General features: G+C 53.7%; 5 protein-coding genes. 1 reads left to right on the top strand and 4 read right to left on the bottom strand.

Annotated elements, in window-relative coordinates; all coding sequences use genetic code 11:
• Positions 1-351, top strand: a 351-nt coding sequence (locus FBQ85_26330; GenBank protein MDL1878650.1) for a PDZ domain-containing protein, incomplete at its 5' end; no start/stop codon positions are given.
• 134 nt (positions 352-485) lie between these two features.
• Here FBQ85_26330 and FBQ85_26325 read toward each other — a convergent pair.
• The 4 genes from FBQ85_26325 to FBQ85_26310 all read right to left on the bottom strand — a co-directional run bounded on the left by FBQ85_26325 (position 486) and on the right by FBQ85_26310 (position 4,974).
• Positions 486-1,181, bottom strand: a complete 696-nt coding sequence (locus FBQ85_26325; GenBank protein MDL1878649.1) for a hypothetical protein — start codon at positions 1,179-1,181, stop codon at positions 486-488.
• An 11-nt stretch (positions 1,182-1,192) separates the two neighbouring features.
• Positions 1,193-2,149, bottom strand: a complete 957-nt coding sequence (locus tag FBQ85_26320) for a sigma-54-dependent Fis family transcriptional regulator (protein ID MDL1878648.1) — start codon at positions 2,147-2,149, stop codon at positions 1,193-1,195.
• A 269-nt stretch (positions 2,150-2,418) separates the two neighbouring features.
• Complete coding sequence (locus FBQ85_26315) at positions 2,419-4,635, bottom strand: T9SS type A sorting domain-containing protein (GenBank protein ID MDL1878647.1); 2,217 nt, start codon at positions 4,633-4,635, stop codon at positions 2,419-2,421.
• A 21-nt stretch (positions 4,636-4,656) separates the two neighbouring features.
• On the bottom strand, positions 4,657-4,974 hold the full coding sequence (locus FBQ85_26310; GenBank protein ID MDL1878646.1) for a hypothetical protein: 318 nt from the start codon (positions 4,972-4,974) through the stop codon (positions 4,657-4,659).
• Positions 4,975-5,022: the final 48 nt, after the last annotated feature.

The raw sequence follows: 5,022 nt of genomic DNA, 5'->3' as shown, positions 1-5,022 counted from the left end.
CCTTATCTCGGTGTCAGCGTCAAGAATCAAAACAATCAAGCGGTAATTGCAGAAGTGGCTGAGGCCTCCCCTGCTGCGCAAGCGGGATTGGAGGCGGACGATCGTCTGCTGGCATGCGATGATAAAGCCCTCGCGTTCGATAATTGGCAGGAGGTGGTGCAGGCAAAACCGGTGGGAACAAAAATCAATTTACTCATCGCGCGGCGCGGCCGCATTCGCAAGCTGGAGGTGACTTTGGCGGCGCAGCCAGCGGCCTCATTTGAATTTTCCATTTCGGAGACTGCCGCGGCAGAGGCTAACACATTACGTGCGCAATGGTGGCAACCCTATGCGGGCCGGGAAACAAAATAGAGCGCTAAATGAATTTGGGTATTCACGTTTTTTTCTGTTGTGTTTTGTGTTAGGGCTTAAACGGGGCTTTGTCAAGGCAGATGCTGCGGCCAACCCGCGGCAGAACAATCAACAATTTCAATCATCAAAACACATTAAGCCTGCGCCTGCTCGCGTCTCAACCGTTCCAATTCGTCTTCGATTGAATTATCTTCATCGAGTTTTTGAAAATCAAGCTCGCGCTCAAAATCCGTTCGGGGGGCTTCACTCATTTGCTCGCCTGCCTGTTCGACCTGACTCACCATAGTCTGATAAATCCCCAATGCCTTGCCGGTTGATGGCAGATCTGAAATCGAATTGATGGCCGTATTCAAAACTTCGCCGGTGCGTGACGGCGCGGCGTGACCGCGCAAGGCGAATGCCCGACGCCGCACCAAATCTTCTTTTTTGCGGCGTGCGAGCTGGACCTGATCTTCCAAACGCGGAAGATCGGCCTTGCTCTGCGCGACGATTTCCCGGGCCTCTTGCAAATCCTTTTCGAGGGTTTCCCGAGCTTTTTGTGTGTGCAGTTTGCGCGCGAGCACTTGTTTCGCCAGCGCTTCGTTGCCGGCATACACGGCCTGTTTTGCCTGTTCGGCCAGCTCTTGCACCAAATCCTGAGACGCTTGAATCTGTTTACGTAATTGCTTCTCACGCGCCAAAGCGCGCAGCGTGTCGCAGCGCAATTCGATCAAACTTTCTTCCATGTCCGCGATAAGCTGCTTCACCAGCACGGCCGGATCCACGGACTGCGCCAACAGGTGGTCGAGATTTGCCGCAATTTGCGCGGCAATACTTGCTTTCGTTTTCATGCGCCGCTCCCTTACGCCATAAGCTCGTGCAGATGATATTTTCTGTAATACTCGCGAAACTGTTCATAGGGCAGGCCCAGGCGTTGCGCCGCCAGACGTTGGTTGCCGTGCGCGTCCTTGATGGCATTCAGCAGCAAGGTCTTTTCAAAAGCCAAAACCTTTTCGGAAAAAGTTCCGTTCAGCGGCTCGACTGTAGTGAGCGCCAGAGGCAAATCCGAGGATTGGATGACGCCGTCTTCATCCGTCAAATAAAGCTGTTCGATCAAATTTTTGAGTTGACGAATATTGCCGGGCCAATGATACGCTTGCAGATCTTTTATGGCTGCCGGTGTGAACGTTTTCTGTTCGAGGTTGGGAATTTCGAAATGAAGCTGCTGCACGAAATGTGCAATCAGCGCGGGGATATCCTCCCGCCTTCGGCGCAACGGCGGCAAGATCAGTTCGGCAAAGCTAAGCCGGTGATAAAGCTCCGGCAGAAACTCGCCGGAATCCATCATTTCCTCCAGCGGCGCGTTTGTGGCAATGATAAAATGTACATCCGCGTCGAACGCCTCGGCGCCGCCGACTTTTTCAAATTTTTTGTGCTCGATAACGCGCAGCAGTTTTTCCTGGGTGGCGCGCGAAAGGTTGGCGATCTCATTCAAAAAAAGCGTGCCCTTGTTTGCCAGCTCCAGCTTTCCCGGTTGCGCATCGACATGCGTTTCTTTCTCCCGTCCAAAAAAATCCGTCGCAAAAAATTCGTCCGGCACAACGGCGCAATGCATGACAACAAACGCGCGGCCGCTGCGATCTCCGGCTTGATGAATGAAGCGCGCCAACAAATCCTTGCCCGCGCCGCGTTCTCCACGAATCAATATCGGGCGCGGCACTTTTGCCATTTTTCTCGCCCGCTTTAAAACAGCCTGAAATGCAGCACTTTCTCCTACGCAATTCAAATGATCAAAATTAAAGGCAATTGCATGATTCATGTTATGCCCTTCGTTCACCAGCGCATTCACGTATCCCGGTTTAAAGATGGCTTCCCGCGCGCATAAAAGCAAGCGTCTTCTCACAAAAAAAATGCCCCAATCTTTTTTGCGCTGCTCAACTGCGCGAGGGCAGCGCTAAAAAAATGGGGCATCCCGGTCAAAATACGTCTACTGCAAGAAAGCTTTTTGTTGTAGATTGCCGATCGGCGTTAGCCGGCACACAATATGCTTAAATCGGAATATTTTGCGTCGAATCACTGCACCACGGTTTACTTCAACAAGACGAGCTTGCGCTGCGAGGTAAATTCACCTGCTTTAATGACGTACAGATAAACCCCGCTCGCCACACGTATGCCGCGCGCATCTGTCGCATCCCAGATGAAACTGTGGCTGCCGCTTGCAAAATTGCCGTTTGCCACTTGCTTTACCAACTGTCCGTTCGTGTTGTAAACCGACAACGTGACCTCGCTATTCACCGGCAACTCAAAACTGATCACAGTTGTCGGGTTGAAGGGGTTGGGATAATTCTGCAGCAGGGCAAATTTTTGCGGAGGTTGGCCGCCGCTTTCGGGATTCGTGACCGCCGTGGTCGTCAACGCAGCCACAAAATCAACTTTGCCATAACCCCATTTGTTGTTGGGCGTCGCGCCGGTGAAACCATCATTTTTAGCCGTGCCGGTAAGCATGTTGCGAATTTGAATCGCGTCGAAGCCCGGATTTCGTTCCAACATTAATGCGATACCGCCGGCAACGTTCGGCGCGGCGAAGCTGGTGCCCAGACCGATAGCGTGGCGATTATCGCGCAAAATATAAGCATTCGGAAAAGTGGCCGTGCCTTTCCAAACGCTGAATTGCGCATTAGGCGAAGCCTCGGCTGAGAGTGTTGATGCGATCATGCGGCCGGGCGCTGAAATCTCCGGTTTGATGCGGCCATCGCGCGTCGGGCCGTTGCCGGAAAATGCGCCCGAGGTGTTGACGGTGGCAGAGGGATTTTGCAGTTGATTGCCATCCAAATCCGTCCAGAGTTTCTTTGTGTCCCACGCGCCCACCGTGATAATATTGTTTGCGGTTCCCGGCATGGTCAGAGTGCGCGTCTCATCGATATTTGAAGTCAGACTCGCGCCCATGGTCGAAGCGGTGAGCCAAAGATCATAGCGCGGGGCTGCGCCGGAAATCGTCAAGCGCCAAGTGCCGGCAGCCGGCACATTGCTGCTGAAATCGAAAATTTGCATCAAAACTTCTTTATCGCCATTGAGCGGATTGACGCCGGCCGAGGCATTGTCGATAATAACCGCGCCATTGGGCGTATCTTGCCCAAACCGCACGCCGCTATTGGCGGTGTATTGCGCGTTGTTTGGCGCCGTCAGGCGAAAGCTGAGATTGGCGGCGCCGGAATACCACGCTTCGATTTGCACGTAATCATTTTGTGTGCCGGAAGTGGCGGTAAAGGAAGGAAGATTGAAATCAATCGTAACGGACCCGCTGTTCAGCGTTCCGCCGGCGTGAATGTTTTCATCACCATCGTTTCCGGCGGCAGCCACAATAACTTTGCCGCTTTTGCCTGGCCCGACGAGATTGTCGATGGCCTGCTCTTGCAAGCTCGTGCCGTCGTGCGCGCCGCTATGTCCGCCAAAACTCAGATTGATGACATACGGCTTGCCCAACACGGCGGCAACGCTGTCGATAAATTTCATGCCGCGAATGGCATCGGCCTCGGAAATGGTGCCGTTGTCGCCATTTTGAGATTTTATCGCCACAAGATCGGCTTCCGGCGCCATGCCGGCATATGTTCCTGCGGGAATGTTGGCGCCGGTGGCGCGGCCATTGCCCGCTGCTGTGCCCATCACATGCGAGCCGTGGCCGTTGCGATCGGCTTCGCTGACGGTTCCGCCGCCGGATAATGCAGCATTGATCTGCGCCTCGGTGTAAACGGCGCCGCCTTGACTGAGATCCAAAATGAATTTGATGCGCGTTTGGCCCTGCGCCGTGCGAAAATCATCGTGCCGCCAATCAATGCCGGAATCGATGACGCCGACCAGGACGTTTCTGCCGCTGAGATTGAATTGTTGCCTTGCCGCTTTGCCGCGCGATTCCGTGGTACCGGTATCGTTGCTGAGCTTCATCAACTTGGAAGCTTCCAGATAAACCACGCTTGGCAAATTCGCGAGTGTTTCCAGGCGCTCGACCGGCGTTTCGACAACGGCAATATCACCGATCATGGCGAGCACGCGACCGCCGTTGGCGGTGATTTCATCACCGGCTCCTTTGGTTTTGACCAATAGGTTGATGCGTTCATCGGAAGCCGTCGTGTGCAATGCGCCGGTTTTTGCCAACAAGCCTTTTTGAAACAGCGGCTGCTGCACCAGCAGGCGCAAACGCGGATCGAGCTTCGCCGCTGTCGAAGAACTCAATTCACCCGCAAACAGCAAAGTTTGGGATAGAAAAAAAACAGCCGCGCTCAAGAACAATGCATTATCCTTTCGCATGCAACAAACTCCTTTTGAATTTTATGGAACAGGGTCCGGGGCGATTTTTTGCTCTTTGGCATATTCAAGGTACACAACAAAGTCAAGTTTTGCGGCTGGCAGCACGGCCGCGCGCGCGAGCGTCGCGGTTGCAATCGTGCCCAGCGTGGTCTGCACGTTCACGCCGGCGTTCGCAAGCTCGGCTTGCTGCTCCGGCGTCAACGGCGCTTTGAATTTTATCAAAACCTCAAGGGGCGTATCCGCCGCCGTTTGCTCCGGCCGCTGCAAGACCATGCGCAAGCGGGGATCGAGTTTTTGTACGGCGTTATCGGTTTCGTTTTTATGTTGCGGAGAACACATGAGCAAAGACAAACAAAGAGGTAAGATAAAATCGATGCGTTTCACGAT

This window comes from Cytophagia bacterium CHB2 (assembly GCA_030263535.1).
Lineage (GTDB): Bacteria > Zhuqueibacterota > Zhuqueibacteria > Zhuqueibacterales > Zhuqueibacteraceae > Coneutiohabitans.
This window is presented reverse-complemented; position numbering and strand designations above follow the sequence as displayed.